Below are 26,808 nucleotides of genomic sequence, written 5' to 3'. Positions count from 1 at the left end.
AGGGCATGGATGTGGGAGCAGGTCACTGCTCCCGACATCGCCCCGACAGCTCGACGGCGTCCGCCAACGGCGAGCGGCCCACCATGCCCGCCGCGAGCGTCGTGCCGTCGAACGGGTCGACCAGCAGGAACGTGCCGGTGCGGCGGTGCTCGGCGAAATCGTCCAGCAGCACCGGCTCGGCGAGGAGCACCCGCACCGTCCCGATCGCGTTGAGGGTCAACGACCCGGAGGAGGGCTCCAGCTCGAGCGTGTCCACGTCGAGCCGGGCGCCGACCTCCTGCACCACCCCGCGCACTGTGCGCGTCCCGGTGCGGACCAAAACCCGCTGGCCCGGCGCTCCCGGGGTCTGCGCCAGCCAGCACACCGTCCCGCGCAGGTCCGTGCCCACCGTCGCGGGCGTCCCGGCCGTCACCAGCACGTCGCCGCGTGCCACGTCCAGGTCGTCCTCGAGCCGCAGCGTCACCGACTGCGGGGCGTGCGCCAGACCCAGCGGGCCGTCGAACGTGTCGATGCCCACCACCCTGCTGCGGCCGCCGCCCGGCACGGTGGCGACCTCGTCGCCGACCGCCACCACCCCCGAGCTGACGCGGCCCGCGTAGCCCCGGTAGTCGGGATGCTCCGGGGTGCGCGGCCGGATCACGTACTGCACGGGGAAGCGCAGTTGCTCGGTGGCCGGGTCGCGGAGCACCGGGACCTGCTCCAGGTGCTCGAGCAGCGTGGGGCCGGTGTGCCACGGCATCCGGGCCGAGCGCTCGACGACGTTGTCGCCAGCGAGCGCCGAGACCGGGATGGCCCGCACGCCGAGGACGCCCAGGCGCGCGGCGTAGGCGGCGAACTCGTCGGCGATCTCGGTGAAGACGTCCTCCGCGTAGTCGACCAGGTCCATCTTGTTGACGGCCAAGACGATGTGCGGCACCCGGAGCAGCGCGGCGAGGGCGGCGTGCCGGCGGGTCTGCTCGAGCACGCCGCGGCGTGCGTCGACGAGCACGACGGCGAGCTCGGCTGTGGAGGCGCCGGTCACCATGTTGCGCGTGTACTGCACGTGTCCGGGGGTGTCGGCCAGGACGAACGCGCGGGTGGCGGTGGAGAAGTACCGGTAGGCCACGTCGATGGTGATGCCCTGCTCGCGCTCGGCGCGCAGCCCGTCGGTGAGGAGCGCCAGGTCGACGGCCTCGCCGCCCCGGGCGTGACTGGCCTTCTGGACGGCCGCGAGCTGGTCGGCGAGCACCGACTTGGTGTCGTAGAGCAGCCGCCCGATGAGCGTGCTCTTGCCGTCGTCCACCGAGCCGGCGGTGGCCAGCCGCAGCAGGTCGCGCTGCCGATGGGCGCCGGTCGCGCCGGGGAGCCCGCTGGCCTGCGGTGTGGTCGTCTGCGTGCCCATCAGAAGTACCCCTCGCGTTTGCGGTCCTCCATGGCGGCCTCCGAGGCGCGGTCGTCGGCCCGGGTGGCGCCGCGTTCGGTGAGCCGGCTGGCGGCGACCTCGACGATCACGTCCGCCACCGTGCGGGCCGTGGAGTCGACGGCGCCGGTGCAGCTCATGTCGCCGACGGTGCGGTAGCGGATGGTGCGCCGCTCCACGGGCTCGTCGGGCCGGGGCCCGCCCCAGTCCCCGGCGGTGAGCCACATGCCGTCCCGGGCGAACACGTCGCGCTCATGCGCGTAGTAGATGGACGGCAGTTCGATTCGCTCGCGCTCGATGTACCGCCACACGTCGAGCTCGGTCCAGTTCGACAGCGGGAACACCCGCACGTGCTCGCCGGGGCTGTGGCGGCCGTTGTACAGGTCCCACAGCTCGGGCCTCTGGCGGCGGGGGTCCCATTGGCCGAGCGCGTCGCGCAGGCTGAACACGCGCTCCTTGGCGCGGGCCTTCTCCTCGTCGCGGCGGCCGCCGCCGAAGACCGCGTCGAAGCGGTGGGCGGTGATGGCGTCGAGCAGCGGGACGGTCTGCAGGGGGTTGCGGGACCCGCTGGGCAGCTCGCGCACCCGGCCGGTGTCGATCGACTCCTGCACGCTCGCGACGACCAGCCGCAGGCGGTGCTGGGCGACGGTGTCGTCGCGGTAGGCGATGACCTCGGGGAAGTTGTGGCCGGTGTCGACGTGCATGACGGGGAAGGGCACGGGCGCCGGCCAGAACGCCTTCCGGGCCAGGTGCAGCATGACGATGGAGTCCTTGCCGCCGCTGAACAGCAGGACCGGGCGCTCGAGCTCGCCGGCGACCTCGCGGAAGATGTGCACGGCCTCGGACTCGAGCACGTCGAGTTGGCTCAGCGCATGCGGGGCTCCCGCCGTAGCCGGTGGCGCGGGGGCCGTCGGGATGGATGTCGTGGACGTCATAGGTGCAACCCGCATTCCGTCTTCTCCTGGCCTGACCATCGCCCGGCGCGGGCGTCCTCGCCGGGCGCCACCGCCCGGGTGCACGGCGCGCAGCCGATGGACGTGTACCCGATCTGCCGCAGGGGGTTGAGCAGCACCTGGTGCTCGGCGGCGTAGGCGTCGACGTCGTCCTGCGTCCAGGCGGCGAGCGGGTTGAGTTTCACCTTGGAGCGGCGCTCGTCCCAGCCGACCACCGGGATGTCGGTGCGGGTCGGCGCGTCCTCGCGGCGCATGCCGGTGACCCACGCCTGGTACGGGCCGAGGCCGCGTTCGAGCGGCTCCACCTTGCGCAGCGCGCAGCACAGGTCGGGGCGCCGGGCGTGTAGGCGGGCGCCGTGCTCGGCGTCCTGCTCGGCGACGGTCTGCTGCGGCAGGACGGTGCGGACCGTGATCGGCGTGGTCGCCGCGAACGCGTCACGGGTGCCGATCGTCTCGGCGAAGTGGTAGCCCGTGTCGATGAACAGCACGTCCACGCCGGGCGCGGCGCGCGACGCCAGGTGCACGAGGATCTCGTCGGCCATCGACGACGCGACGACCAGCCCGTCGCCGAAGGCCTCGTGCGCCCAGGCGAGCACGTCGAGGGGGTGCGCGGACTCGAGCTCGGCTCCTGCGGCGAGGGCCGTGTCCCGCAGGTCGGCTGTCGCGCTCATCGGGGCGCCGCCAGGGCGACGAAGCGCACCGCGAAGACGCGCGCGCAGGTGCGGCACTCCCACTCGCCATGCCGTTCGCCAGCCGGGCGCAGGTCCTCCCCGGCGCAGAACGGGCAGTAGTACGGCACGGCCCGCTGGCCGGCGTCCACGCCGGCGCTCACCGCAGGTCCTCGTCGTCCGCGCGCAGGGCCCAGTGCGCGAACAGCTCGTCCTCGTGGCGTTGGGCGTCGAACCGGCGGGCGACGCGCTCGACGTAGTCGGCGAGCTGCTCGGCGGGCACCCGGAGGCCGCGCAGCGTGCGGCCCATGCCGCTGGTGAGCCCCAGCCCGCCGCCGAGGTGCACCTGGTAGCCGTCCTCGCCGCCTGCGAGCGCGCCTTTGAGGCCGATGTCGGCCACCTGGATGCGCGCGCAGGAGTTGGGGCAGCCGTTGAGGTTGATGGTCAGGGGGTGGTCGAACGTGGGCAGCCGCTCGTCGAGGGCGGCGACGAGCTCGGCGCCCCGGGCCTTCGTCTCGACGATCGCGAGCTTGCAGAACTCGATGCCGGTGCACGCCATGGTGCCGCGCCGGAAGGTGGAGGCGTCGCGCACGGGGAGTCCGAGCCGCTCGAGGCCGTCGACCAGCGTGTCGACCTGGTCGGCGGCGACGTCGAGCACGACGATCTTCTGCTCGGAGGTCAGCCGCACCCGCGTCGATCCGCAGAGCTCGGCGAGATCGGCCACGGCGGCGAGCATGGCTCCGGGGGTCCGCCCGACGAGGGGCGCGGCGCCGACGTAGAACCGGCCGTCCGTCTGCGGATGCACGCCCACGTGGTCGCGGCGCGCGAACGGCGGCGGCGGTGGCGCCGGGCCGTCGGGCAGCGCGTATTCCAGGTACTCGCCCTCGAGCACCTGGCGGAACACCTCGGGGCCCCAGTCGGCGACGAGGAACTTCAGGCGCGCCCGCGAGCGCAGGCGGCGGTAGCCGTAGTCGCGGAAGATCCCGGCGACGCCGGCCCACACGTCGGGGATCTGCTCCAGCGTGACGAAGGCGCCCAGGCGGACGGCGAGCCGGGGGTTGGTGGACAGGCCGCCGCCCACCCACAGGTCGAAGCCGGGGCCGAGCTCGGGGTGGAGCACGCCGACGAACGACACGTCGTTGATCTCATGGGCGACGTCCTGGTGCGGGGAGCCACTGATGGCCGTCTTGAACTTGCGCGGCAGGTTGGAGAAGTCGGGGTTGCCCACGAACCTGGCGCTCACGGCCTCGACCGCGGGGGTGCCGTCGATGATCTCGTCGGCGGCGACACCGGCCACGGGCGAGCCGAGGATCACGCGGGGGGTGTCCCCGCACGCCTCTTGGGTGCTGAGACCGACGGCCTCGAGGCGGCGCCAGATGGCGGGCACGTCCTCGATGCGCACCCAGTGCAGCTGCAGGTTCTGCCGGTCGGTGATGTCCGCGGTGCCGCGCGCGTGCTCGAGGGAGATCTCGGCGATGGTCCGCAGCTGCTGGGTGGTCAGCGCGCCGCCGTCGCACCGGACGCGCAGCATGAAGTACTCGTCGTCGAGCTCATGCGGCTCCAGGGTCGCGGTGCGGCCGCCGTCGATGCCGGGGCGGCGCTGGGTGTACAGGCCCCACCAACGCATCCGTCCGCGCAGGTCGTCGGGGGAGATGGAGGCGAAGCCCTGCTGGGAGTAGACCTGCTCGATGCGGCGGCGGACGTTCAGCCCGTCGTCCTCCTGCTTGAACCGCTCGTTGGCGTTCTGGGGCTCATGCGAGCCGAAGGCCCACTGGCCCTCGTCTCTGGTCGCCGGTGGGGCGATCCGTGTCTGCGCCATCTGGCGCCACCTCCGGGGTTCGGGGACGTGCGGGCTCGTCAGCCACCCGTGGGCGGCGGTGCGGGCGCCGCGCGCCCGACAACTGGGACGAGCGAGTCACGCGCTCCGAGGACAGGCGCCCAGACAGCACAGGGCCCGACAGCACGCCGCGGCGTCACCACGAAGGTGGCGCTGCGGGACACACGGGGACGAATGCACCATATGAGGCTGACAGAGCCAGGTGGCAGATGGCAGCCCGTGCCCGCATGGTGAGACTCGGTGCCCGACAACCGGGACGGCCCGCGTGGCCACCCGCCCTCGCCCCGTGCGGCGCCCCGTAGGCTCAGCGCTCGTGACCCTCGCCCCGTGCGGCGCCCCGTAGGCTCAGCGCTCGTGACATCGACGGACGCCCCCGCCACCCAGCCGGCGAGCCTCGCGGCACGGCGGCCCCAGGTCCCCGTCGACAGGCTCCTGGCCGAGCTCGTGCCCCCGCGCCACTTCGCGGACGAGTCCTTCGCCACCTACCGCCCCGACGCCTCCTACCCCAGCCAGCAGGCGGTGCTCGACCGGCTGCGCGCGGTCGCCGGCGAGCTGACCGGCGGGCGCTCCGGCTCCTGGTGGCGGCGACGGCGAGCGGGCGCCCCGCCGGCGATCTACCTGGACGGGGGGTTCGGCGTCGGCAAGACCCGCCTGCTGGCCTCGCTGGCTCATGCCGTGGGCGGGCCGACCGCGTACGGCACGTTCGTGGAGTACACGAACCTGGTCGGGGCGCTGGGCTTCCTGCCCACGGTCGAGGCCCTCGCCGCGCGCCGCCTGGTGTGCATCGACGAGTTCGAGCTCGACGACCCGGGCGACACGGTGCTCATGGCCCGGCTGCTGCGCGAGCTCGCCGACAGGGGCGTCGCCCTGGCGGCCACCTCGAACACGCTCCCGGGCTCATTGGGGGAGGGGCGCTTCGCCGCAGACGACTTCCTCCGCGAGATCCAGGCACTGGCCGACCGCTTCGAGGTGCTGCGGGTCGACGGCGAGGACTACCGCCACCGCGCGCTGTCGACAGGTGGCGCCGGCCTCGACGACGACGCCGTCCGGCGGGCCGCCGCCTCGGCGCCCGGGGCCACGCTCGACTCCTTCGCCGACCTCGTCGCCCATCTCGCCACCGTGCACCCCAGCCGTTACGGCGCGCTGCTCGACGGCGTGCGGCTGGTCGCCGTCACGGGCGTCGGCCCCGTGCAGGCGCAGGACGTGGCGCTGCGCCTCGTGGTGCTGGTGGACCGCCTCTACGACCGGGACGTGCCGGTGCTGCTCGGCGGTGGGGGAGCCGAGCACCTGTTCACCCCGGAGATGCTCCGCGGCGGCTACCGCAAGAAGTACCACCGTGCGCTGTCACGGCTTGGCTCCCTCGCCGAGGCCGGCCGCGCGCTGCTGTAGCCGGAGGACGCCGGGCTCACGCCAGGACGACGACGCTGCGCCCGGGCAGGACGACATGGCCAGACTCGTCATCGGCCGCTGGCGGCTCCACGCGCACCGGCGACCACGCCGCGCGCACCTCGAGCGGACGGCTCGACTGGAGCGGGACGCGCCGCTCCTCCTCGGCCAGGTTCACCACGACGCGCGCGCCGCCGCGCTCGACGACCAGCCAGCCCTGCCAGCCCGACGATGCCTGGTCCGCCGGAGCGTCCTCGAACCGCACCCGGGTGGCCGTGAGATCCCCCGCGGACAGCTCCGGCTCCGCGCGGCGCAGCGCGATGAGCTGCCGGTGCCAGTCCAGCAGGCGCGCGTGGCCGGCGTCGCGCAGCTCCCCGCGGTCGAGGCGGCTCGCCTCGAAGGTCGATCGGGCCTGCGGGTCGGGCGGCTCCACCACACCCCCGTACAGCTCCTCCCACCCGTGGCCGCCGAACTCCCCGCGGCGCCCCGAGCGGACGGCGTCGGCGAGCTCGGGCTCGGGGTGGTCGGTGAAGTACAGCCACGGCGTGCGCGCGCCCCACTCCTCGCCCATGAAGAGCATGGGCGTGAACGGGGACAGCAGCACGAGCGCGGCCTCGACCGCGAGCGCCCCCGGATCCAGCCGCGCGGAGGGCCGGTCGCCGAGAGCGCGGTTGCCGACCTGGTCGTGGTTGGAGGCGGACACGACGAACTGGTGGCCGTCGGTTCCCGGTGGCAGCGGCCGCCCCCAATGCCGCCCGCGGAAGGCCGACCAGCCGCCGTCATGCACGAAGACCTGGGTGAGGGCCTTGCGGAGCGTCTGCGGGGAGCCGAAGTCGACGTAGTAGCCGTGCCGCTCGCCGGTGACGAGCGCGTGGATGGCGTGGTGCACGTCGTCGGCCCACTGCGCTGTCATCCCCCAGCCGCCCTGTGCGACGGGCAGGATCGCGACGGGGTCGTTGAGGTCGCTCTCGGCGATGAGCGACAGCGGGCGGCCCAGCTCGGCGGCGAGGTCGGCGACCTCCACGGAGAGCTGGGCGAGCAGGTGCTGGGGGGAGTCGTCCACCAGGGCGTGCACGGCGTCGAGCCGCAGCGCGTCGACGTGGAAGTCGCGCAGCCACCGCAGCGCGCTGTCGCAGATCCATCGGCGCACCTCGTGGGAGCCGTCTTGGTCGAGGTTGACCGCGGCTCCCCACGGCGTGTGGTGGGCGTCGGTGAGGTAGGGCCCAAAAGCGCCGAGGTAGTTGCCGGACGGGCCCAGGTGGTTGTGGACCACGTCGAGGCACACGCCCATGCCGTGGGCGTGCGCGGCGTCCACGAAGCGCTGCAGCGCGCGCGGGCCGCCGTAGGGCTCGTGCACCGAGTACAGGGACACGCCGTCGTAGCCCCAGCCGTGCTCGCCGTTGAAGGAGGCGAGCGGCATGAGCTCCACCATGTCGACGCCCAGGGCGACGAGGTCGTCGAGATGCTCGATCGCCGCGTCGAGCGTGCCCCGCTCGGTGAACGTGCCGACATGCAGCTCGTAGAGGATCGCGCCGCGCGCGTCGAGGCCCAGCCATCCGGTGTCGGTCCAGGCGAACGCCGTCGCGTCGAAGGCCTCGGCGGGGCCGTGCACGCCCTCGGGGAGCCGCTCGGCGCGGGGATCGGCATGCGGGGGAGCGCCGTCCACCGCGTAGGCGTGGCGGACGCCCGGGGCGAGGTCCAGATCGGCCTCCCACCAGCCGTCGCCGGCCTGCCGCAGCGGGACGCGGCGGCCCTCACGCGGCAGGTCGAGCGCGACCTCCCGCGCCCGGGGCGCCCACACGCGCGGCCGCACTAGTCCTCCGCCCGGACCAGCAGGGCGAGGGGCAGCTTCTGCAGCAGGTCGGCGACTCGGCGCAGTCCGCCCTCGGTGCGCCGGTCGGTGAGGACGTCGCGCCACCGGCCCTCGGGAAGTGCCACGGTGTGCTCGCCCCAGCCGCCGAGGCGGTCCAGGGAGGCCGCGAGCCTGGTGGCGACCACGACCACACGGGCCTGCCCGGCAGTGGTGCGCGCGAACGTCAGGGCGTGGTCGGAGGAGTGCGCGAGCGGCACGAAGCCGGCGTGCGGCCCGGTGAACGCGTCGGCCAGGTCGCGTCGGGTGCGCAGGGCCTGGGCGGTCACCCACAGCTTCTCGTCGGCGAGGTCCCGCGCGCCCGCACCCGCGTCGAGCCGGCGCAGCCGTTCGGCGAGCTCGGCGGCGGGCACCGGTCGGCGGTTGTCGGGGTCGACGAGCGCCACGACGGGCGCCTCGGTGCCCTGGTAGACGTCCGCGACGCCCGGCAGTGTCAACTGCACGAGCTTCGCGCCGAGGGTGGCGGCCCGTACCGCCGGCCGAGTGCGCTCCTCCCACCCGGCGAGCAGCACCCCCACGGCGGGGTCGGCGCGCGCCGCGCGGGCCGTCACCACCACGGCGTCCTCGTACTCGGCGTCCGGGTCCACCCACGACGTGTGCGTCTTGGCCTCCCGCACCGCCTTGAGCAGGTAGTCCGTGAGCCTGTCGACGGCGATGGGGCCGTCCTCGGTCCACGTGCCCGCGAGCGTCTGCCACAGCAGGTTCTCGGTGCGCCCATCGAGCAGCGCGCTGCGGTAGGGCGCGGACCGCTCCCTGAGCTCCTCGACGAGGGCCGCCCACTCATGCGGCAGCTCCGACAGCACGTCGATGCGGGTGCGGGTGTCCTCGGTCCGCTTGGTGTCGTGCGTCGTCGAGGCCGTCATGCCCAGCGGGGTCCAGCGCCCGGCGCGCGCCGCCCACGACGCGAGCTCGGAGGGCGCCAGCGAGAAGCGCTCAGGCTCCCCGCCGACCTCGCACAGCGACACGAGCTGCGTCCAGCGGTAGTACGCGGTGTCCTCCACGCCCTTGGCCATCACCGCCCCGCAGGTCTGCTGGAACCGCACGACGAGCTCGTCCCGCTGCGCCTCCCGGGTGCGGCCCGCACTGCCGGCCTCCCGTCCGAGCAGGAGCTCGACCACCACCTCGAGGGTGGGCGCCCGTTCCGCGGGCAGCCTCTCGGCCGCGCGGCGCTGGGCGGCCTGCATCGCCTGGAGCGACGCGTCGTCCGGCGGCTGCCCGGGGACCACGTAGGCCCGGTACCTGTCGAACGCGACCAGCAGCTCGGCGAGGCAGTCGTGCAGCGCGCGCCAGGTGTGGTCCCGCAGTCGCAGGTCGTCGTGGCAGATGTCCGCCGCGAGGTCCGTGATGCGGTGCACCTCGGCGTACAGGGGGCCGGCGACGACCTCGCGCTTGGACTCCTCGATGATCGCGGGCAGCGCGTCGGACGTGTCGCCCGTCAGGCGGTGCATGAGCGCGCCCAGCTCGGCGGCGCCGCCAGGGTCGACGAAGGCCTGCTGGACGCGCCACAGCGTGTCGTAGCCGGTGGACCCGGCCGTCGCCCACCCCGCCGGGAGCTCCTCGTCGCCCTCCAGGATCTTCTCGACGACCACCCAGGCGCCGTCGGTGCGCTCCCGCAGCCGCTCCAGGTAGCCGGCCGGGTCGGCCAGGCCGTCGGGGTGGTCCACCCGGAGCCCGTCGACAGTCCCGTCCCGCACCAGTTCCAGGATCAGCGCGTGCGTGGCGTCGAAGACCTCCGGGTCCTCGACGCGCACTGCCGCGAGGGTGTCGATGTCGAAGAAGCGCCGGTAGTTCAGCTCCTCGTCCGCGACCCGCCAGTACGCCAGGCGGTAGTGCTGGCGCTCGACCAGCTCGGCCAGCGGCAGATGCTCGGTGCCGGGCCGCAGCGGGAAGACATGGTCGTAGTAGCGCAACACCCGTTGCGGGCCCGCGCCGGGCACGTCGATCTCGTCGAGGGCCAGCTCGCCACGGGTGATCACGGCGCCGATCCGGTCGCCCAGCACGGGCATCAGCAGCGCGCCCTCGCCGGCCGTCCAGTCCACGTCGAACCAGCGCGCGAACGGCGAGGCGGGCCCCTGGGCCAGCACCGACCACAGGGCGGAGTTGTGCCACGCGGGGGTGGGCACCGCCATGTGGTTGGGCACGATGTCCAGCACCAGGCCCAGGCCGGCGGCGCGCGCGGTGGCCGCGAGCGCCCGCAGCCCGTCGATCCCGCCGAGCACCTCGGAGACGGTGCTGTGGTCCACCACGTCGTAGCCGTGCGCGGAGCCCGGCGCGGCGGCCAGCACGGGCGACAGGTACACGTGGGTGACGCCGAGGGACGCGAGGTACGGGACCTGCTCGGCGGCGTCGGCGAAGGTGAGGGCGGGCCCGAGCTGCAGGCGGTACGTCGAGACGGGGACGGGCCGCCCCGGCCCGGGGATGTGGCGTGCTGGGGTGCCGGCCCAGGGCTCCGCGTCGGGCGTGGCCGCCACCCGTGCCGCCTCCCCGCTCATGCGCGCCGCCTCCGCGCGGTCCGGGCGTCGGCGCTCGCCTGGGCGGCTGAGCCCTGGCCCTCGGCGCTGAGCGTCGCGGCGACTGGCGGGCGGGGGAGCAGCACGACGGAGCGGGCCGCCACCTCCAGGCTCGTGCCCGCCGCGACCGCGGCCTCCTCGTCGGATCGGCCGCCGGTGTTGACGACCACAGTCCAGGTGGGGCCGTACTCGTCGGGTGGCAGCGTGAACGTCATCGGCTGGGCTTGGGCGTTGAACAGCACCAGGAAGCTGTCGTCGATGATCTCCTCGCCGCGCGCGTCAGGCTCGGCGATGGCCTCGCCGTTGAGGAACACCGTCACGGCCCGCGCCTGGTCCGCCTGCCACGCGGACTCCTCCATGTGCCCGCCGGAGGGCGTGAGCCAGGCGATGTCCCGCAGGTCGGACTCGCCGCCATGCTCGGCCGCGCCCGCGAAGAACCTCCTACGGCGCAGCACGGGGTGCTCGCGGCGCAACTTGACGAGTTGGCGGGTGAAGTCGAGCAGCGCGGTGCGCCCTGGGTCGAGGTCCCAGTCCACCCAGGACAGCGGGGAGTCCTGGCAGTACACGTTGTTGTTGCCCTGCTGGGTGCGCCCGAGCTCGTCCCCGTGGGAGATCATCGGCACGCCCTGGGACAGCAGCAGCGTGGTGAGGAAGTTGCGCTGCTGCCGGGCGCGCAGGTCCAGGATCTCCTTGTCGGACGTGGGGCCCTCGGCGCCGCAGTTCCAGGAGCGGTTGTGGCTCTCCCCGTCGCGGTTGCCCTCGCCGTTCGCCTCGTTGTGCTTCTCGTTGTAGGAGACGAGGTCGGCGAGGGTGAACCCGTCGTGGGCGGTGATGAAGTTCACCGACGCGATGGGCCGGCGACCGGTGTGCTCGTACAGGTCGGAGGACCCGGACAGGCGGCTCGCGAACTCCCCGAGGGTGGACGGCTCGCCGCGCCAGAAGTCGCGGACGGTGTCGCGGTACTTGCCGTTCCACTCCGACCACAGCGGCGGGAACCCGCCCACCTGGTAGCCGCCGTCGCCCAGGTCCCACGGCTCGGCGATGAGCTTGACCTGGGAGATGACCGGGTCCTGCTGCACGATGTCGAAGAACGCCGAGAGCCGGTCGACCTCGTGGAACTGGCGGGCCAGGGTCGCGGCGAGGTCGAAGCGGAACCCGTCGACGTGCATCTCCTGCACCCAGTACCGCAGCGAGTCCATGACGAGCTGCAGCACATGCGGGGAGCGCATCAGCAGGGAGTTGCCCGTGCCGGTGGTGTCGAAGTAGTGGGTCGGGTCGTCGTCGACCAGGCGGTAGTAGTTGGCGTTGTCGATGCCGCGGAAGCTCAGGGTCGGGCCCAGGTGGTTGCCCTCGGCGGTGTGGTTGTACACCACGTCGAGGATCACCTCGATGCCCGCCTCGTGCAGCGCCTTGACCATCTGCTTGAACTCCTGCACCTGCTGTCCGGCCTCGGGGTAGGCGGCGTAGCCGTTGTGCGGGGCGAAGAACCCGATGGTGTTGTAGCCCCAGTAGTTGCTCAGCCCCTTGTCGACCAGGCCGGGGTCCACGACGAACTGGTGCACCGGCATCAGCTCCACGGCCGTGACGCCCAGGGTGGTGAGGTGCTCGACGATGGCCGGGTGGCCTATCGCGCTGTACGTGCCGCGCAGCTCGGGCGGCACCGCGGGGTGCTGCTGGGTCAGCCCCCGCACATGCGCCTCGTAGATCACGCTGTCGTGGTACTCGTGCCGCGGCGGGCGGTCGTGGCCCCAGTCGAAGAACGGGTTGACCACCACCGACGTCATCGTGTGGGCGGCCGAGTCGTCGTCGTTGCGCTCGTCCTCCGCGCCGAACCGGTAGGAGAACAGTGACGGGTCGCCGTCGACCTGCCCGTCGATCGCCTTGGCGTACGGGTCCAGCAGGAGCTTCGCCGCGTTGCAGCGGTGGCCCTCGGCGGGCTCGTACGGGCCGTGCACCCGGAAGCCGTAGCGCTGGCCGGGTTGCAGCGCGGGGACGTACCCGTGCCACACGAACGCGTCGACCTCGGGGAGGTCCACCCGTGTCTCGACCCCGTCGGCGTCGACAAGGCACAACTCCACCCGGTCGGCCACCTCGGAGAACAGCGCGAAATTCGTCCCCGTGCCGTCGAAGGTCGCCCCGAGGGGGTAGGGGCGCCCCGGCCAGATCTGCATGCGCCCAAGAGTGCCAGCGCACGATCCGATGCGCAGGATGACGTGGGTGTTCGCCCGCGCGGATCTGCCCGTCGCGGCCCTGTTGCTAGCATCAGCGCATCGCCGATTCGCCCTCGCTCCCCGTCCCGCTGCCGCGCCCGCTGCGCGTCGGCCTGGTCATCGACGACTCCTTGGACCGGCCCGACGGGGTGCAGCAGAACGTCCTGACCCTCGGCCGCTGGCTCGCCGCGCAGGGGCATGACGTCCACTACCTGACGTCCACGACGACTCGCCCCGACCTCGCCCAGGTGCACAACCTGGCGCGGAACGTGAGCGTCCGCTTCAACGGCAACCGGCTGAGCACCCCCGGGTGGGCGTCCGCGCGGGCAGTCGACGCCGCCCTCGCGCTGGACCTCGACGTGGTGCACGTGCAGATGCCGTACAGCCCGCTCCTCGCGGGGCGGGTGATCCGCCGGGCGCCGGCGCGCAGCGCCGTGGTCGTGACGTTCCACATCCTGCCGTTGACGTTCGCCGCGCGCGCCGCGACCCACGTGCTGGGCCTCGTCCAGCGCCGGCAGATGCGCCGCCTCGACGCGGTGCTCGCCGTCTCGAGCGCAGCCGAGGAGTTCATGCGCGGCGCGTTCGGCGTCGCCGGCCAGGTCGTGCCGAACCCGGTGGCCCTGGAGCCGTTCCGCGCCGCCCGGCGGGCCGCCCTCGCCGCCCACAGCCCGAGCGACGGGCCGCGCGTGGTCTTCCTCGGCAGGCTTGTCGAGCGCAAGGGCGCCGGCGCCCTCCTCGACGCGCTCGGGCTGCTCGCGGGCCAGGGCGCGCTGCCCTCGGGCCTCGAGGTGGTCCTCGCGGGCACGGGTCCGCAGCGCGAGCGGCTGATGCGCTCCGCGGTGGAGCTCGGGCTCGGCGACGTCGTCGCGTTCCCCGGATTCGTCGCAGAGGAGGACAAGGCGGCGCTGCTGGCCTCCGCCGACATCGTCGCGCTGCCCTCGCTGGGTGGCGAGAGCTTCGGCATCAGCGTCGTGGAGGCCCTCGCGGCCAGCCGCGGCGTCGTGCTCGCGGGGGACAACCCCGGGTACCGCTCGGTGATGTCCGGGCTGACGGACCAGCTCGTCGACCCGCGGGACGCCCCGGCGTTCGCCGCGGCCCTGGCCGCGCACCTGGCCGACCCCGCGCTGCGCCGCATGGCGAGCGAGCGCCAGGCGGCGGCGGCCGAGCAGTTCGACGTCGAGGTCGTCGGCCAGGCGGTGCTCGCGCACTACACGCGGGCGCTGGACGCCGCGGGGCGCCGCTCGCCGTCGGGCGCCGAGCCCGCACGCCCGGCGCGCTGACCCGGGCCTGGCGCCGTCCGACCGGGCGCGGCGGGCGCAGTGCCACCTGCGCGGACGCCTTCGGTGGGCTCATCGTCCCGCGCTCGCCCCGGGGGCGGCTGCTAGCGTCCGATCCATGCGAAAGACGACTCCCAGCACTGTCCGCGCCACCGCCCTCCCAGGCCGGACGCGACAGCGCGGGCGCGGAGTCGTCGTGATCGGAGCCCTGGCCCTGGCCCTGGCCGGCTGCGCGGGCCAGCCGGCCGCGCCGGCCGACGTCGCCCCTGAGCCGACCTCCGAGGCCACCCAGGAGGCGACAGGCGCCACCGGCGAGCTGCGCATCATGGCGGCGGCCTCGCTGGCGGCCACCTTCGACGAGCTGGTGGAGCTGTTCGTCGCGGAGAACCCGGACGTCGACGCGCCCGTCGTCACCTACGACGGCTCGTCCACGCTGGTCACCCAGCTCGCCGAGGGCGCCGAGGCCGAGGTCTTCGCCTCCGCGGACCAGGCGAACATGACCAAGGCCGTCGACGCGGGGCTCATGCGCGGCACGCCGCAGGTCTTCGCGACGAACGTGCTGCAGATCGCCGTGGAGCCGGGCAACCCGGCGGGGATCACGTCCCTCGCCGACCTCGCCGACCCCGCGCTGCAGGTGGTGCTGTGCGCTCCCGAGGTCCCCTGCGGCGCCGCGTCCGGCAAGGCCCTCACCGCCGCCGGGGTGAGCGTGACGCCGGTGAGCGAGGAGCAGAACGTCACCGCCGTGCTGAAGAAGGTCACACTGGGCGAGGCCGACGCCGGGCTCGTCTACGCCACCGACGTGCAAGTCTCGGACGGCGGGGTGGACGGCGTCACGTTCGCCGAGTCGGCGGCCGCGGTCAACAGCTACGTCATCGGCGCCCTCGACGGCACGTCGAGCCCGGCCGCGCAGGCCTTCGTCGACTTCGTCCTGTCCCCGACCGGCCAGAAGGTCCTGGCGGCATACGGGTTCGGCCCGGCATGACCCTCACGGAGCGCCGCGCCACGATCGACGCAGCCGCCGCTCCGCGCACCACCGCAGCGCCGCGGCCGGTCGCCGTCGGCGTGCCGCGCCTGCTGTACGTCTTCGCCGTCATCGGCCTCGGCCTGCTGACGCTGCCGGTGCTCGCGCTGCTCGTCCGGGCCGACTGGCCGGGTGTCCCCGCGGCCATCACCTCGCCCGAGGCGCTGTCCGCCCTGGGGCTGTCGTTGCGCACCGCCCTCGCGGCCACGTTGCTGTGCCTGCTGCTGGGGGTGCCGCTGGCGGTGGTGCTCGCGCGGACGTCCTCGCGGGTCGCCGACGTGGTCCGCGCGCTCGTGACGCTGCCGCTCGTGCTGCCGCCCACCGTGGGCGGCATCGCGCTCCTCTACCTGCTCGGCAGGCGCGGGCTGGTGGGGGAGCAGCTCGACCTGCTGTTCGGCCTCCGCATCCCCTTCACCACGTCCGCCGTGGTGATCGCCCAGGCATTCGTCGCGCTGCCGTTCCTGGTGATCGCCGTCGAGGGGGCCCTGCGCAGCGCGGGCGACCGGTACGAGGTCGTCGCCGCGACCCTGGGCGCCGGGCGGTGGACTGTGCTGCGGCGTATCACGCTCCCGCTGGTGGGCCCCGGCCTCGTCAGCGGCACTGTGCTGTGCTTCGCGCGGGCGCTCGGGGAGTTCGGCGCCACGGCGCTCTTCGCGGGCAACAGCGCAGGGGTGACACGGACCATGCCGCTGGCGATCTACACCGCGTTCAACGGCGCGGGCGTCACCCAGGACTCCGCGGTGGCCCTGTCACTGCTGCTGGTCGCGGTGGCCGTGGTGATCCTCGTGCTCTCACGCGCCTGGAGGCCGGGTGGTCGCGGATGAGCGACTTCCTGGAGGCGCGCTTCGCCGTGCGGCGCGACGGGTTCGAGCTGGACCTGGGCTTCGCCGCCGCGCAGGGCGAGGTGCTCGCTGTGCTCGGCCCCAACGGCGCCGGGAAGTCGACCCTCCTCGCAGTTCTCGCGGGCTTGCTGCGTCCCAGCTCGGGGTTCGTGCGGGTGGGCGATCGCCTGCTGACTGACGTTCCAGTGCGGGGTAAGCCCCGGCTCGTGGCGCCCGAGCATCGGGCCGTGGGGCTCCTGGGCCAGGATGGGCTCGTCTTCCCGCACCTCACGGCCTTGGAGAACGTCGCCTTCGGCCCGCGCTCCGTGGGCATGCGCCGGGGCGATGCGCCCCGCCACGCCGCAGGGTGGCTCGAGGCGGTGGGCCTCGCCGACCTCGCGGCGCGCCGGCCCGCCGAGCTGTCCGGCGGGCAGCGCCAGCGCGTCGCCCTGGCGCGGGCCCTGGCCGCCGAGCCCCAGGTGCTGCTGCTCGACGAGCCACTGGCCGCCCTCGACGTCGGCGTGGCCCCGCAACTGCGCCAGCTCCTGCGCGAGCAGGTCGCCCGCACCGGCACCACCACCGTCCTGGTCACCCACGATGTGCTCGACGCGGTGGTCCTCGCGGACCGCGTGCTCGTGCTCGACGGGGGAGCCGTGGTCGATGAGGGGCCCACCGCGCAGGTCCTCGCGGCGCCCCGCGACCCGTTCACCGCGACGATGGCCGGAGTGAACCTCGTGGTCGGCGAGGCGCGGGACGGCGGGGTGCGGGCCCCGGACGGGCGGCACGTCGTCGGACGTGAGGCCCTCGAGCCGGGTGGCCAGGCCGCCGCCGTCTTCGCGCCATCGGCTGTGGCCGTGCACACCCGCCCGCCCGCCGGGGGCAGCCCTCGCAACGTGTGGCGCACCCACGTGGTCGCGCTCGAGCCCGGTCAGGCGGTGATCCGGGTGCGCACGGCCGGCCGCCCGGAGCTCGTGGCCGCCCTCGCCCCCGCCGCGGTGGCCGAGCTGGGCTTGGGCGAGGGCACTGAGGTGTGGCTGTCGGTGAAGGCGACGGAAGTCGGGCTGCACCGCCGCTGAGCGCGAGCGGCGGGGTTCAGGAGCGGCGGCGGCGCGGTGTGAGGCGGACGTTGGGCAGCTCGGGCGCCGGGATGCGGGCGTCGCCGTGGCCGGCCACCACGCCGAACCTGTCCTCGCGGTGGTGCTCCCAGTCGTCCCTCGCCTGCAGGATGTCGGCGTGGCTGCGGCCCAGGAAGTTCCACCACATCACGAGGTCCTCGGCGAAGGGCTCGCCGCCGATGAGCAGCGCCCTGGCGCCGTGGGCGCTGCGCAGCGAGAGCCGATCGGGCCCGGGCGCCAGGTAGCGGAGCGGGCCCGGCTGCTGCGGCGTCCCGCCCACCTCGATGGCGCCGTCGAGCACGAGCAGCGCATGCTCGAACTCGGGCCGCAACGGCAGCGTGGTGGATGTCCCCGCCTCGAGGGCCAGCTCGGCGCCGAGCAGCGGGCTGTGCGCCTGCGCCGCCGAGCGCGCGCCCTCGAGCTCGCCGACCAGCACCGTCGCGCGCAGGCCGTCGCGCTCCATCACCGGCAGGTCGGTGTGCTGCTCGAACCGGGGGTCGATGTCCGCGGCGCCGGCGGGCAGTGCCACCCAGAGCTGGACGCCGTGCAGCAGTGGCCCGTCGCCGAGCGACATCTCGGAGTGCGCGACCCCGCGGCCCGCGGTCATCAGGTTGGGCTGGCCGGGCCGCACCACCACATCGCTCCCGACGCTGTCACGGTGGTGGATCTCCCCGACGAGGGGCCACGTGACGGTCTGCAGCCCGGTGTGCGGGTGGGGCAGGACGCGCATGTCCACGTCGGCGGGCCCGAACTCGTCGAGGAAGCACCAGGCGCCGACCATCGGCAGGCCGCGCTGCGGGAGGGTCCGGCGCACGTGCATCGCACGCAGCCCGCCGAGCGGCACGTCCCGCGGTTCCAGGAGCAGGCCGCGCGTGGCTGAGTCGCCACCGTGCGGCTCGGGGTGGAGCTCGGCCTCCTGGGGCCGCGTCTCGAGATTCGTCACCCGACCACTGTGCCACCCCGCCTCGGGCCGGCCGAGACAGCGCCCCGGCCCGGCATGGGCGCACGGCGGCGCACGGGACGCGAGTGCGGCCCGCCCGTCGTGAGACGAGCGGGCCGCGTGCGCCTCGTCGCAGGTCAGGAGACCGCGCAGGCCGCGCCGTTCAGCGTGAACGCGCTCGGCCGCGTGTTGACGCCCGTGTGGGAGCCGTTGAAGCCGATGTCCGTGCTGGCCCCCGCCGCGAGCGTGCCGTTCCACGCGGCGTTGGCCGCCGTCACGCTGGCGCCGGTCTGGCTGAAGGCGGCCGACCACCCGTTGGTCACCGTCTGCCCGGCGGGGAACGCGAACCCGAGCCGCCAGGATGTGAGCGGTTGGGCGCTGGTGTTCGTGATCCGCACCGAGGCTGTGAAGCCGGTGTTCCAGTCGTTGGTCGTGTACTTGACCGCACATGTCCCGACCGGGTTCGACGTCGGCGTGGGGCTTGTCGTGGGCGTCGGCGTGACGGTGGGCGTCGGGGTGACAGTCGGCGTCGCCGTGACCGTGGGCGTCGGTGTGGGAGTCGCCGTGGGCGTGGTCGTCGGGACCGTCCCGGTCACGTCGCCCACGATGACGCCGCGCCCGTTGGTGCCGACGTACACCCGCCCGTACACGTCGGGGTCGCCGGTGATGGTCGATCCCGTCCACGCCCACTGGTGCTGGTTGTCGTTGACGCGGATCCACGTCGCCCCCGCGTCCTCCGAGCGGAAGACTCCCCGGACGCCGTTCACCTTGGACGAGGTGTAGACGGTCGGGTACGTCTTGCCGGGGGCCGCCTTGCCGAAGCCGATGCTGTCGCCCTCGGTGACCGCCGCCAGCTTGGTGAACGACGCCCCCGAGTTCGTCGACCGCCACATGCCGTAGGCCGACCCGGTGGCGCCGCCTGCCAGCCACACGTCGCCCTCGGCGCCGGGCGCCGCGGCGAAGCGGACGTTGCCGGTGGCCGGAAGCCCGGTGGCCGCCGCTGTGAAGGAGGATCCGCCGTTGGTGGAGACGTAGAAGGTCCCCGCGGCGAACGCGTAGAACTTCAGTGGGTTGACCCGGTCGGCCTCCACCTGGGCGCCTGCGGGGATGCCCGTGGACGCCGTCCAGGAGGAGCCGAGGGTCGTGGAGACGTGCACGCCGGCCCCTGCCGGGCTCCAGACGATCCGCGATCCGTCGGCGGACATGGCCACCGTGCCGGCCCCGGTCACGCCAGCGGGCTGCTGGCCCGCCCACCACGAGCTGCCCGAGCTGGTGGAGATGCCGATGTGCGACTCGACGGTGCCGTCGACGGCCTCGCCGACGCGGACCATCGTCGCGGGCGACTTCTCCGCGAAGTCCACCCCGCGCACCGAGCCCTGGTACGGCTGCGTGAACATCTGGGACGGGACCTTGGTGATGTCCGTGTGCACGAACCCGCCGATGTCACCGAGCCCGGAGACGAGCTGCACCGATCCCGGGGGCGCCGCGAGGTCGAGCACCGCGGTCTCCTCGATGCCCTGGGCGCGGACCTTGAGGTCGATCTTGCCGCCGGCATCCCACTGGGTGAGGTTGTCCGTGCCGTAGACGGTGGCGCCGGTGCCGTAGAACGCCCGGTTGGAGTTGAACGGGTCGATCTCGAGGGACTCCATCATCCAGCCCAGCTTGGGGCTCGGCTCGGGCGGGTTGGCCGCCTTGCCGAAGGTCAGCCACGGGGCGCCGGTGATGTCGAGGTTGTAGCGCAGGCTCCGCTCGGGGTAGCTGGTGAAGTCCCAGGCCCGGGTCCAGGTGGCGCCACGGTCCGTGCTGCGGAAGATCTGCGCGTCGGGCCACCAGGACATCTGCGAGGTGGCCATGAGGGTGTCCGGGTCCTGCCGGTCGATGGTCAGCCCGCTGAAGCCGTAGGCGAAGTCGCCGCCGCGGTCGGGGGTGATGTTCGTCCAGGCCCCCGTGGCGGCGTCGAGCCGCCAGATCTCCCCGGCGGCGCCGTCGTAGGGGCCGCCCGTGTCGGAGGTCGCGATGTAGAGCTGCTTGCCCACCGCGTCGAACACGCCCTTGTGCGGCAGGAACCCGGTGGGCTGCCCTGCCACGCGCTGCCAGGTGACACCGGCGTCGGTGGAGCGGTAGACGGAGTTCGCCTTGTCCGCGACGCCCACGTAGATCGTCTTCGTCGCCTGCCCCGCGGTCGAGCTGGTCGGGTCGAAGGTGACCCACACGACGCCCTGGTTGTCGGCGGTGTAGTCGTAGCTCGGGTCCTGCACGTAGTTGCCGGCGTTGGGGAAGCTGGTCACCTTGGCCCACGTGACGCCGTAGTCGGTGCTGCGCCACAGCCCGTTGCCGCTCTCGGCGCCGTAGTACAGGACGGAGTTCTTGTTCGGGTCGATCTGCAGGCGCTCGCCCATGCCGCGGCCCGGCATGTTGCCGCCGACCTTGAAGGGCAGGACGGTCTTCTGCCAGGTGGCGCCCTTGTCCGCAGATCGCAGGATGGCGCCGTTCTGCGGGTCCCAGCTGTTGGTGTAGGTGCCAGCCGCCACGTACACGCGGTTGGTCTGCACGGGATCGGTGGCGAGGCTGAGCACGCCGCTGTGGCTCCAGTCGTCCCAGCCGACGTGGTCGAGCAGCGGCGCCCACCTGTTGGTCGCGGCGTCGAGCCGGTACGCGCCGCCGATGTCGGTGCGGGCGTAGACGAGGTTCTTCTCCTTCTGGTTGAAGATGATGGCCGGCACGAACCCGCCGCCGACGATCTCGACGTTCTTCCAGGTGTACCCGGTCTCCGCCGCAGCGGCCTCGGGTGCTGTCGAGACGGCTGCGGTGCTCACCCCGACGGTGATCGCGGCGAGCAGCCCGATCGCGGTCAGGGGAGCCATCACTGGTAGGACGCGCATCCGCTTCACTCCTTTGTGGGAACGGTGGGGTCGCCGCGGGTCGTCTCGCTGAGCGGCAGCCGACCGTATCGAAGCGCTTCGACGTCGAACCAGGGGGCAAAACGTTTCATGGGGCCGCACGCGCGGTGGCCCGCCCGGATGCGACCACCCGGCGCACGCGGTAGAACCGGTGCATGACGCGTGAGCAGAGGGACCTGACGTCCGACCCCGCCGCCGAGCTGATCGCGGCGCGCCGCCTGTCGGATGACGAGGTCCGGGCCGAGGACGCCCGCTCCGGCGGGGACGCCGCCGCGGCTCCGCGGTCGCTGCACGCGGTGGAGCTGCTCCCCGACGACGAGGCGATCTCCAGCAACGACGACTGGGACGACCCCGAGCGCCTCTGACCCGCGGGCTCAGCGCCGCCCGCCTCGAGAGGCGAGGGCATGACGGCCGGGGGCATGACGAAGGCCCGGCGCCTCAGGCGGCCACCCGTGAGGTGTGCCCCTGAGGCGCCGGGCCTCCGTCGTCAGTACGAGGTCAGGCCTTCTTCGCGGCGGCCCCGGCCTTGCTCGCCGCCTGCTTCTCGGTCTCGGCGCCCTGCGTGCTCAGGCGCCCTCCGGCGGACTCCAGGTGGGCGCGCACGAACCACTGGAACAGCTCGAGCTGGCGCAGCTGCCCGATGATGAGGTCGTTGGTGACGTCGTCGAGCTCCTCGGTGTCCTTCATCGCCTTGCGGTGCGCCTCGATGACCCCGTCGTACACCTCGTCGAGGGCGCCCAGGTGGTCGATGGCGCCGGCGCGGCCGATCCCGTAGTCATCCCAGGTGCGCTGCTTCACGATGTACCCGGGAGTGCCGTACGGAGCGACTCCGAGCGTGGCGATCCGCTCGGCAGCCTCGTCGACCATCTCGCGCACCGCGTCCACCTGCGGGTCGAGCATCTCGTGCACGGCGATGAACTGCGGCCCCACCACGTTCCAGTGGATGTGCTTGAGCGTCAGCGCCAAGTCGTTCAACGAGTTGAGCCGCTCCTGCAAGATCGCGGCCACCTTCGAGCCCTGCTCGGGCGTGAGACCGGGGACTGTGTACTTCGGCAGCTCTGCGCGGGCCATCATGAAGTTCCTTCCTTCGCGTTCTCGGTGTCCGCCAATGGCGGCCTCGTGCGGCCTCCACGTTGCCGCACCTGCGCAGATACCGCATCCGCAGGCGCCGCGGGGCCGCGCCGACGACCCCGCCGCCACCTCCACCACACCGCGCCCACGACGATGAGCACTCCCACCACGAGCAGCGGGGCCAGCAGCGCGGCCAGGGACAGCGTCACGCTGGTGGCGTCCTCGGCGGCGCTGAGCACCGGCGCCCCGAGGCCGAACGTCGCGGCGTTCACCACCGGGCGCAGCAGCGCCTTGGCCGCGTGGACCGCGAGCGCCAGCAGCACCCCGACCAGCACCGGCGCCCACTGGCCGGAGCTCACGAAGGCCGCCGGGTCCGTCACCACTGTGTGCGCGGCGCCCGGGTCCTGGGTGCCGACCCCGGCCCCGAAGGCGATGCCCCCGGCCCCGGGTCGCACGATCGTCTGCACGATGTCGTTGACGTGGTCGACGCCGGGGATCTTGTCGGCGACGACCTCGAGCAGGAGCAGCACGCCCAGCACGGTGAGCACCCACCCGTCGGTGAGCCACTCCCAGCCCGCCGGCGTGGAGATGAGGTCCGTCCACCGCGCGAGCGCGCCGAGGGCCAGGAGCGGGACATAGGCGTTGAGGCCCGCCGCGGCGGCGAGGCCGGTTCCGGCCAGGATCTCGAACATGGCGGCCAGCATGGCAGGCGGCGGTCGTCCAGGGGGGGAGCCGCCGGGGCGCTCACGGGTGGAAGAGGTCGCCGGCCTGCTCGAGCCGCCGCGCGACCTCGGCGGGTCCGAGCTGTGTGAGCCCGGGCGCGATCTCGTCCCAGTGCCGCGGCGCCGCGACCGCAGGCTGCTCCCGGCCGCGTAGCGAGTAGGGGGTGATGGTGGTCTTGGCCGGGTGGTTCTGTGACCAGTCGAGGAGCACCTTGCCGCCGCGCAGGTCCTTGCGCTGGACGGCCACGAGCAGGGCGGGGTGGGCGGCGGCGAGCTCGTGGGCGAGGGCTTGGGCGTACTCGCGCACCTCCATCGCGGTGCGACGTCCGGGGAGCGGGGCGTAGAGCTGCATCCCCTTGCTGCCCGATGTGACCGGGACGGTCGGGAGGCCGTCGTCGGCGAGCCGGTCGGCGACGAGGTGCGCCACGCGGGCGCACTCGTCCAGTCCGGCGGGGGCCCCGGGGTCGAGATCGATGACCAGCCGGTCGGGCCGGTGGATCGCGCCGCGCGGCCCGACGCGCCATTGCGGGGTGTGCAGCTCCAGGGCGCCCTGGTTCGCCGACCAGACGAGGCCGGCCAGGTCGTCGAGGAACGGGTAGGTCAGCTCCTTGCCCTCGTCCTCGGCGCCGGGGGCGGCCGGGAGCGTGCGCCGGCGCCCCCACGCCGGGGCTCCTGCGGGGATGTTCTTCTCGAAGAAGCGCTCCCCGCCGACCCCCTCCGGGAAGCGGATGCGCGTGACCGGGCGGTCGCGGAGTTGGGCGAGGAGCGCTGACGAGACCTGGGTGACGTAGTGGATGACCTCGGCCTTCGTCATCCCGATCGACGGGTACATCACACGGTCGAGGTGCGTCAGGCGGACTCGCCGGCCGTCGACGTCGACGGTCTGCGCCTCGTCGTCGGGGCTCACAGGTCCTCCCAGAGGTCGATGTCGGTGTCGTCCCGGATGCCCCGGACAACGGGATGGCGCAGGCGCCCGGCGCCTGTGCGGTGCAGGTAGGCGACGTCGAGGGCCACCACCGGATCGCACCATGTGGCGCCGCGGGCGTCGAACGGTGGGACCTCGTCGTCGAATGGGCATGTGCTCCTGCGCTTCGGCCCGAGCAACCGGGCGAGGTCGCGTTCGAGCGGGCCCGTGATCCCGCTGCCGGCGCGGCCCAGATAGCGCAGCCGGGCGTCCACGTCGGGGGCCCCGAGCAGCACGGCGCCGATGATCCCGGTGCCGGCCGTCGGGGGGCGCCACCCGCCGACGAGGGCGGTGCGGGTGGTGCGGTGCGCCGCCTTCACCCAGTCGTGCGACCGGCGCCCGGCTTGGTAGGTCGACGCGCGACGCTTGGCGATGACGCCCTCGAGGCCATGCTCGCGTGTGACCTGCCACAACTCGGCGCCGTCGGTGTACACGGGGGAGAGCTGCGCCGGTGGCGGGAGGGTGAGCCGTTCCAGCGTCGCGCGGCGCTCGTCGAAAGACCGGCGGGTCACGTCCACGCCATAGAGCGTCAGCACGTCGAAGACGAGGTAGGACACGGGAGACTCCTGCGCCAGTCGCTGCGCCCGGGCTGGGTCGCGCACATGCATGCGCTCGGCGAGCGCCTCGAAGGACGGCTTCCCGCCCGACATCGCGACCACCTCGCCGTCCAGCACGGCCCCCTGGACGTCCGCGAGCGCGCCCAGCTCCGGGTAGGCGACAGTGACATCCCGTCCGTTGCGGCTCAGCAGCCGGAGGCCGCCGCGGGTGGTGTCCGCGAGCACCCGCACGCCGTCCCATTTCACCTCGAACGCCCACCCGGGACCTGTGGGCAGCCCGACGTGGGGGTCGGCTCCGGTGGCGAGCATGGGCTGCACGGGTCCATCCTGCCCAGATGACCCGGAACGCCGCGCGTTCGGGCCCTCGAGGGCGCGGCCGCCTGGCGGTGCGAGGGGAGGTGGTCGTCCGTGCGGGCGATTTGGAAGGGCGCAGTCGCCTTCGGGCTGGTCAACGTCCCGGTCAAGCTGTACGCGGCCACGGGCGAGCACGAGGTGCCCCTGCACCAGGTGCACCGCACCGATGGCGGACGCATCCGCTACCGCAAGACGTGCAGCGTGTGCGGCGAGTCGGTGGAGATGGCGGACATCGCCAAGGGGTACGAGACGGCCGACGGCGAGCTGGTGATCCTCACCGACGAGGACATGGCGCAGCTTCCCCTGGCCACCGAGCGGGAGATCGAGGTCGTGGAGTTCGTGCCGCAGGACCAGGTCGACCCGATCCTGCTGGCCAAGACCTACTACCTGGAGCCGGAGCGCACCGCGGTGAAGCCCTACGCGCTGCTGCGGGAGGCCCTGGCGACGTCCGAGCGCATGGCCGTGGTCAAGGTCGCGCTGCGGCAGCGGGAGTCCATGGCGGTGCTGCGGGTGCGCGACGACGTCATCTGCCTGCAGACGCTGCTGTGGCCTGACGAGGTCCGCGCCGCCGACTTCCCCATCTTGGACACCGAGGTGCAAGTCCGGCCTCAGGAGCTGGCGATGGCGTCGTCGCTGGTGGAGTCCCTGGCGGCCGACTTCGACCCGTCGGGCTTCGAGGACTCCTACCAGGGGGCCCTGGAGAGCCTGATCGAGGCGAAGGTCGCGGCAGGCAGCACCCAGGGGATCGCCGAGCGGCTCGAGGGCGCCGGTGGCCGCGAGAGCGAGGGCGCCGAGGTCGTCGACTTGCTCGCTGCGCTGCAGCGCAGCGTGGAGAAGGCCCGGGGCCAGCAGGCGGCTGGGGCGCCGAAGCAGGGAGGCCGCACGAAGCGCCCGTCGAAGGCGTCCAGCGCACCACCGAAGGCGGACGCGGAGGCCGGGCAGCGCACCGGCACGGACGACGCGGCGCCGGCCCCGAGCGCCCGGGGAAGGAAGGCGTCCACCCAGGCCAAGTCCCAGGCCAAGTCCCAGGCCAAGGCCCAGCACGAGGACGAGGAATCGAGCGCCTCCGGCACGACGCGCCGCCCGCGCCGCCGGGCCTCCTGACCAGCCATGACGTCCTCACGCGCGGCCACCGCGCAGATCGACGCGGTGAACACGCTGCGCCGCGTCGCGTTCCTGCTCGAGCGCGCGCAGGCGAGCGCGTACCGCAGCGACGCGTTCCGGCATGCGGCTCGCGCCATCGAGCGGTTGGACGCCGACGAGTTGCTGGCCCGGGTGGACGCGCAGTCGCTCACCGACCTGCCCGGCGTCGGGGAGCGCACAGCCTCGATCGCCGCCGCCGCCGTGCGCGACGAGCCGCAGGAGTACCTCGACCGGCTGGAGGCCGAGGACGCCGCGAGCCGCGAGCCACGCCCCGGCGACGACCTGCGGGCGAGGCTGCGTGGCGACCTGCACACGCACACCGACGCGAGCGACGGCGGCAGCCCGCTGCAGGAGATGGTGCTGGCCGCGATCGAGATCGGCCATGAGTACATGGCCGTCACCGACCACTCGCCCCGCTTGACCGTCGCGAACGGCCTGTCCGCCGCGCGGCTGCGGGCGCAGATCGACCAGATCGCCGCCCTCAACCGCGCGGTGGCGCCGTTCCGGGTCCTCACCGGCATCGAGGTCGACATCCTCGACGACGGCTCGCTCGACCAGGAGGCCGAACTGCTCGCCGAGCTCGACGTGGTCGTCGCGTCTGTCCACTCGAAGCTGCGGATGGACCGGGCGGCGATGACCCGACGGATGCTCGCCGCCGTGCGCAATCCGCATGTCGACGTGCTCGGGCACCTCACCGGCCGTCAGCTCACCGGCCGCCGCCAGCGCCCGCCGAGCGAGTTCGACGCCGACGCCGTCCTGGGCGCGTGCGCCGAGAATGGCGTGGCCGTCGAGGTCAACTGCCGGCCCGACCGCCTCGACCCGCCGCATGCGCTGTTCGACGTGGCCGTCGACCTGGGGTGCGTGTTCTCGGTGGACTCCGACGCGCACGCGCCCGGCCAGCTCGACTGGCAGATCGCGGGCTGCGACCGTGCTGTCGCACACGGCGTGGACGTCGATCGGGTCATCGACGCGTGGCCGATCGACGACCTCCTGGCCAGGCTCGACGCGCGGATGTGAGGATTCCCAGGCGCGCCGTGGCAGCGAGCACAGGCTGCGGGCCACTAGGGTCATCCGCGGTGGACACGCGTCA

The 26,808-nt window shown here is 73.6% G+C and carries 22 protein-coding genes; 8 read left to right on the top strand and 14 right to left on the bottom strand.

Features of this window, described 5'->3' with window-relative positions:
• Positions 1-22 precede the first annotated feature (22 nt).
• From BN3788_RS17440 to BN3788_RS17425, 5 genes are read right to left on the bottom strand one after another with little or no spacing between them, the layout of a single operon-like run.
• Positions 23-1,381, bottom strand: a complete 1,359-nt coding sequence (locus BN3788_RS17440) for a sulfate adenylyltransferase subunit 1 (protein ID WP_082813033.1) — start codon at positions 1,379-1,381, stop codon at positions 23-25.
• Positions 1,381-2,334 carry a sulfate adenylyltransferase subunit CysD gene (gene cysD / locus BN3788_RS17435; protein ID WP_066588904.1) on the bottom strand — a complete coding sequence of 318 codons (954 nt, stop codon included), beginning with the start codon at positions 2,332-2,334 and terminating at the stop codon, positions 1,381-1,383. Before cysD ends, BN3788_RS17440 begins: the two co-directional genes overlap by 1 nt.
• Positions 2,331-3,023: a phosphoadenylyl-sulfate reductase gene (locus BN3788_RS17430; protein WP_066588902.1), complete on the bottom strand. Its 693-nt coding sequence runs from the start codon at positions 3,021-3,023 to the stop codon at positions 2,331-2,333. The genes cysD and BN3788_RS17430 overlap by 4 nt, the downstream gene beginning before the upstream one ends.
• On the bottom strand, positions 3,020-3,184 hold the full coding sequence (locus BN3788_RS19565; RefSeq protein ID WP_187138397.1) for a hypothetical protein: 165 nt from the start codon (positions 3,182-3,184) through the stop codon (positions 3,020-3,022). The genes BN3788_RS17430 and BN3788_RS19565 overlap by 4 nt, the downstream gene beginning before the upstream one ends.
• On the bottom strand, positions 3,181-4,839 hold the full coding sequence (locus BN3788_RS17425; protein ID WP_066588901.1) for a nitrite/sulfite reductase: 1,659 nt from the start codon (positions 4,837-4,839) through the stop codon (positions 3,181-3,183). Before BN3788_RS17425 ends, BN3788_RS19565 begins: the two co-directional genes overlap by 4 nt.
• 372 nt (positions 4,840-5,211) lie before the next feature.
• On the opposite strand from BN3788_RS17425, the gene zapE reads away from it, so the two are divergent.
• Complete coding sequence (gene zapE / locus BN3788_RS17420) at positions 5,212-6,246, top strand: cell division protein ZapE (RefSeq protein WP_066588900.1); 1,035 nt, start codon at positions 5,212-5,214, stop codon at positions 6,244-6,246.
• Between the two features lie 16 nt (positions 6,247-6,262).
• Here the strand turns inward: zapE and treZ are convergent, their stop codons facing one another.
• Genes treZ through glgX form a run of 3 tightly spaced genes read right to left on the bottom strand, consistent with a single transcriptional unit; the run spans position 6,263 to position 12,794 of the window.
• Positions 6,263-8,056: a malto-oligosyltrehalose trehalohydrolase gene (gene treZ / locus BN3788_RS17415; protein WP_066588899.1), complete on the bottom strand. Its 1,794-nt coding sequence runs from the start codon at positions 8,054-8,056 to the stop codon at positions 6,263-6,265.
• Entirely contained in the window at positions 8,056-10,605 is a 2,550-nt protein-coding gene (gene treY / locus BN3788_RS17410) for a malto-oligosyltrehalose synthase (protein ID WP_082813032.1), read from the bottom strand. The genes treZ and treY overlap by 1 nt, the downstream gene beginning before the upstream one ends.
• On the bottom strand, positions 10,602-12,794 hold the full coding sequence (gene glgX, locus BN3788_RS17405) for a glycogen debranching protein GlgX (RefSeq protein WP_066588897.1): 2,193 nt from the start codon (positions 12,792-12,794) through the stop codon (positions 10,602-10,604). The genes treY and glgX overlap by 4 nt, the downstream gene beginning before the upstream one ends.
• Positions 12,795-12,964: 170 nt before the next feature.
• On the opposite strand from glgX, the gene BN3788_RS17400 reads away from it, so the two are divergent.
• The 4 genes from BN3788_RS17400 to BN3788_RS17385 all read left to right on the top strand — a co-directional run bounded on the left by BN3788_RS17400 (position 12,965) and on the right by BN3788_RS17385 (position 17,028).
• Complete coding sequence (locus BN3788_RS17400; RefSeq protein WP_234346708.1) at positions 12,965-14,113, top strand: glycosyltransferase family 4 protein; 1,149 nt, start codon at positions 12,965-12,967, stop codon at positions 14,111-14,113.
• 115 nt (positions 14,114-14,228) lie between these two features.
• Positions 14,229-15,092: a molybdate ABC transporter substrate-binding protein gene (gene modA / locus BN3788_RS17395; protein ID WP_082813030.1), complete on the top strand. Its 864-nt coding sequence runs from the start codon at positions 14,229-14,231 to the stop codon at positions 15,090-15,092.
• Positions 15,089-15,955 carry an ABC transporter permease gene (locus BN3788_RS17390; protein WP_082813029.1) on the top strand — a complete coding sequence of 289 codons (867 nt, stop codon included), beginning with the start codon at positions 15,089-15,091 and terminating at the stop codon, positions 15,953-15,955. The genes modA and BN3788_RS17390 overlap by 4 nt, the downstream gene beginning before the upstream one ends.
• Positions 15,952-17,028 carry a sulfate/molybdate ABC transporter ATP-binding protein gene (locus BN3788_RS17385; RefSeq protein WP_066588894.1) on the top strand — a complete coding sequence of 359 codons (1,077 nt, stop codon included), beginning with the start codon at positions 15,952-15,954 and terminating at the stop codon, positions 17,026-17,028. Before BN3788_RS17390 ends, BN3788_RS17385 begins: the two co-directional genes overlap by 4 nt.
• A 16-nt stretch (positions 17,029-17,044) precedes the next feature.
• On the opposite strand, the gene BN3788_RS17380 is transcribed toward BN3788_RS17385, so the two are convergent.
• Both BN3788_RS17380 and BN3788_RS17375 read right to left on the bottom strand, forming a co-directional pair.
• On the bottom strand, positions 17,045-18,010 hold the full coding sequence (locus tag BN3788_RS17380; RefSeq protein ID WP_066588891.1) for a pirin family protein: 966 nt from the start codon (positions 18,008-18,010) through the stop codon (positions 17,045-17,047).
• Positions 18,011-18,144: 134 nt separating this feature from the next.
• Entirely contained in the window at positions 18,145-20,889 is a 2,745-nt protein-coding gene (locus BN3788_RS17375; RefSeq protein ID WP_082813028.1) for a cellulose binding domain-containing protein, read from the bottom strand.
• Between the two features lie 173 nt (positions 20,890-21,062).
• Between BN3788_RS17375 and BN3788_RS17370 the strand changes: the two genes are divergently transcribed.
• Complete coding sequence (locus BN3788_RS17370) at positions 21,063-21,272, top strand: hypothetical protein (RefSeq protein ID WP_066588888.1); 210 nt, start codon at positions 21,063-21,065, stop codon at positions 21,270-21,272.
• Between the two features lie 133 nt (positions 21,273-21,405).
• Here BN3788_RS17370 and BN3788_RS17365 read toward each other — a convergent pair whose 3' ends face one another.
• The 4 genes from BN3788_RS17365 to BN3788_RS17350 are packed head-to-tail and all read right to left on the bottom strand — an operon-like array spanning position 21,406 to position 24,530.
• The gene (locus BN3788_RS17365; protein ID WP_066588886.1) at positions 21,406-21,978 is read right to left on the bottom strand and encodes a Dps family protein; all 573 of its coding nucleotides are present in this window, start codon (positions 21,976-21,978) and stop codon (positions 21,406-21,408) included.
• Positions 21,978-22,670 (bottom strand): DUF4126 domain-containing protein, encoded by a 693-nt coding sequence (locus BN3788_RS17360; RefSeq protein ID WP_082813078.1) that lies wholly within the window; start codon positions 22,668-22,670, stop codon positions 21,978-21,980. The genes BN3788_RS17365 and BN3788_RS17360 overlap by 1 nt, the downstream gene beginning before the upstream one ends.
• 52 nt (positions 22,671-22,722) lie before the next feature.
• On the bottom strand, positions 22,723-23,607 hold the full coding sequence (gene ligD, locus BN3788_RS17355; protein WP_066588883.1) for a non-homologous end-joining DNA ligase: 885 nt from the start codon (positions 23,605-23,607) through the stop codon (positions 22,723-22,725).
• Positions 23,604-24,530 (bottom strand): ATP-dependent DNA ligase, encoded by a 927-nt coding sequence (locus tag BN3788_RS17350; RefSeq protein WP_066589692.1) that lies wholly within the window; start codon positions 24,528-24,530, stop codon positions 23,604-23,606. Before BN3788_RS17350 ends, ligD begins: the two co-directional genes overlap by 4 nt.
• A 99-nt stretch (positions 24,531-24,629) precedes the next feature.
• Between BN3788_RS17350 and ku the strand changes: the two genes are divergently transcribed.
• The gene (gene ku, locus BN3788_RS17345) at positions 24,630-25,679 is read left to right on the top strand and encodes a non-homologous end joining protein Ku (RefSeq protein ID WP_066588880.1); all 1,050 of its coding nucleotides are present in this window, start codon (positions 24,630-24,632) and stop codon (positions 25,677-25,679) included.
• Between the two features lie 6 nt (positions 25,680-25,685).
• Positions 25,686-26,735 carry a PHP domain-containing protein gene (locus BN3788_RS17340; RefSeq protein ID WP_066588876.1) on the top strand — a complete coding sequence of 350 codons (1,050 nt, stop codon included), beginning with the start codon at positions 25,686-25,688 and terminating at the stop codon, positions 26,733-26,735.
• The last annotated feature ends 73 nt before the right edge of the window (positions 26,736-26,808 follow it).

It is taken from the genome of Cellulomonas timonensis (genome assembly GCF_900046455.1).
Classification (GTDB): domain Bacteria; phylum Actinomycetota; class Actinomycetes; order Actinomycetales; family Cellulomonadaceae; genus Cellulomonas_A; species Cellulomonas_A timonensis.
This window is presented reverse-complemented; position numbering and strand designations above follow the sequence as displayed.

What these genes read in the sequence shown, in the direction of transcription:
- BN3788_RS17440 (WP_082813033.1), bottom strand. Translation starts at nt 1,381, where the DNA reads ATGGGCACGCAGACGACCACACCGCAGGCCAGCGGGCTCCCCGGCGCG.
- cysD (WP_066588904.1), bottom strand. Translation starts at nt 2,334, where the DNA reads ATGACGTCCACGACATCCATCCCGACGGCCCCCGCGCCACCGGCTACG.
- BN3788_RS17430 (WP_066588902.1), bottom strand. Translation starts at nt 3,023, where the DNA reads ATGAGCGCGACAGCCGACCTGCGGGACACGGCCCTCGCCGCAGGAGCC.
- BN3788_RS17425 (WP_066588901.1), bottom strand. Translation starts at nt 4,839, where the DNA reads ATGGCGCAGACACGGATCGCCCCACCGGCGACCAGAGACGAGGGCCAG.
- treY (WP_082813032.1), bottom strand. Translation starts at nt 10,605, where the DNA reads ATGAGCGGGGAGGCGGCACGGGTGGCGGCCACGCCCGACGCGGAGCCC.
- glgX (WP_066588897.1), bottom strand. Translation starts at nt 12,794, where the DNA reads ATGCAGATCTGGCCGGGGCGCCCCTACCCCCTCGGGGCGACCTTCGAC.
- modA (WP_082813030.1), top strand. Translation starts at nt 14,229, where the DNA reads ATGCGAAAGACGACTCCCAGCACTGTCCGCGCCACCGCCCTCCCAGGC.
- BN3788_RS17390 (WP_082813029.1), top strand. Translation starts at nt 15,089, where the DNA reads ATGACCCTCACGGAGCGCCGCGCCACGATCGACGCAGCCGCCGCTCCG.
- BN3788_RS17385 (WP_066588894.1), top strand. Translation starts at nt 15,952, where the DNA reads ATGAGCGACTTCCTGGAGGCGCGCTTCGCCGTGCGGCGCGACGGGTTC.
- BN3788_RS17375 (WP_082813028.1), bottom strand. Translation starts at nt 20,889, where the DNA reads ATGCGCGTCCTACCAGTGATGGCTCCCCTGACCGCGATCGGGCTGCTC.
- BN3788_RS17370 (WP_066588888.1), top strand. Translation starts at nt 21,063, where the DNA reads ATGACGCGTGAGCAGAGGGACCTGACGTCCGACCCCGCCGCCGAGCTG.
- BN3788_RS17365 (WP_066588886.1), bottom strand. Translation starts at nt 21,978, where the DNA reads ATGGCCCGCGCAGAGCTGCCGAAGTACACAGTCCCCGGTCTCACGCCC.
- BN3788_RS17360 (WP_082813078.1), bottom strand. Translation starts at nt 22,670, where the DNA reads ATGTTCGAGATCCTGGCCGGAACCGGCCTCGCCGCCGCGGCGGGCCTC.
- BN3788_RS17350 (WP_066589692.1), bottom strand. Translation starts at nt 24,530, where the DNA reads ATGCTCGCCACCGGAGCCGACCCCCACGTCGGGCTGCCCACAGGTCCC.
- BN3788_RS17340 (WP_066588876.1), top strand. Translation starts at nt 25,686, where the DNA reads ATGACGTCCTCACGCGCGGCCACCGCGCAGATCGACGCGGTGAACACG.